This is a genomic window from Craterilacuibacter sinensis (assembly GCF_009831765.1).
Classification (GTDB): domain Bacteria; phylum Pseudomonadota; class Gammaproteobacteria; order Burkholderiales; family Chromobacteriaceae; genus Craterilacuibacter; species Craterilacuibacter sinensis.
This window is the reverse complement of record NZ_WSSB01000031.1, coordinates 1-1,472: the sequence shown is the minus strand read 5'-3', so window position 1 is coordinate 1,472 and position 1,472 is coordinate 1. Positions and strand designations below refer to the sequence as shown.

General features: G+C 53.2%; 1 rRNA gene. It reads left to right on the top strand.

Annotated features, from left to right (window positions below):
• Positions 1-1,472: ribosomal RNA gene (locus GQF02_RS15720) — 23S ribosomal RNA — on the top strand; the annotation flags it as partial.

Genomic DNA, 1,472 nt, shown 5'->3' with positions numbered 1-1,472 from the left:
AGTGCGAATGCTGACATAAGTAACGATAAAGCGGGTGAAAAGCCCGCTCGCCGGAAGACCAAGGGTTCCTGTCCAACGTTAATCGGGGCAGGGTGAGTCGACCCCTAAGGCGAGGCCGAAAGGCGTAGTCGATGGGAAACAGGTTAATATTCCTGTACTTGGTGTTACTGCGAAGGGGGGACGGAGAAGGCTATGTTGGCCGGGCGACGGTTGTCCCGGTTTAAGCGTGTAGGCTGGTTTTCCAGGCAAATCCGGAAAATCAAGGCTGAGGCGTGATGACGAGGCACTACGGTGCTGAAGCAACAAATGCCCTGCTTCCAGGAAAAGCCTCTAAGCATCAGGTAACATCAAATCGTACCCCAAACCGACACAGGTGGTCAGGTAGAGAATACCAAGGCGCTTGAGAGAACTCGGGTGAAGGAACTAGGCAAAATGGTGCCGTAACTTCGGGAGAAGGCACGCTGATATGTAGGTGAAGCGACTTGCTCGTGGAGCTGAAATCAGTCGAAGATACCAGCTGGCTGCAACTGTTTATTAAAAACACAGCACTGTGCAAACACGAAAGTGGACGTATACGGTGTGACGCCTGCCCGGTGCCGGAAGGTTAATTGATGGGGTTAGCGCAAGCGAAGCTCTTGATCGAAGCCCCGGTAAACGGCGGCCGTAACAATAACGGTCCTAAGGTAGCGAAATTCCTTGTCGGGTAAGTTCCGACCTGCACGAATGGCGTAATGATGGCCAGGCTGTCTCCACCCGAGACTCAGTGAAATTGAACTCGCTGTGAAGATGCAGTGTACCCGCGGCAAGACGGAAAGACCCCGTGAACCTTTACTATAGCTTGACACTGAACATTGAGCCTTGATGTGTAGGATAGGTGGGAGGCTTTGAAGTGTGGACGCCAGTCTGCATGGAGCCGACCTTGAAATACCACCCTTTAATGTTTGATGTTCTAACGTTGACCCGTAATCCGGGTTGCGGACAGTGTCTGGTGGGTAGTTTGACTGGGGCGGTCTCCTCCTAAAGAGTAACGGAGGAGCACGAAGGTTGGCTAATCCTGGTCGGACATCAGGAGGTTAGTGCAATGGCATAAGCCAGCTTGACTGCGAGCGTGACGGCGCGAGCAGGTGCGAAAGCAGGTNGTTCGAAGGTTACCTAGGTACGGTCGGAAATCGTGCTGATAGTGCAATGGCAAAAGGTAGCTTAACTGCGAGACCGACACGTCGAGCAGGTGCGAAAGCAGGACATAGTGATCCGGTGGTTCTGAATGGAAGGGCCATCGCTCAACGGATAAAAGGTACTCCGGGGATAACAGGCTGATACCGCCCAAGAGTTCATATCGACGGCGGTGTTTGGCACCTCGATGTCGGCTCATCACATCCTGGGGCTGAAGTAGGTCCCAAGGGTATGGCTGTTCGCCATTTAAAGTGGTACGCGAGCTGGGTTTAGAACGTCGTGAGACAGTTCGGTCCCTA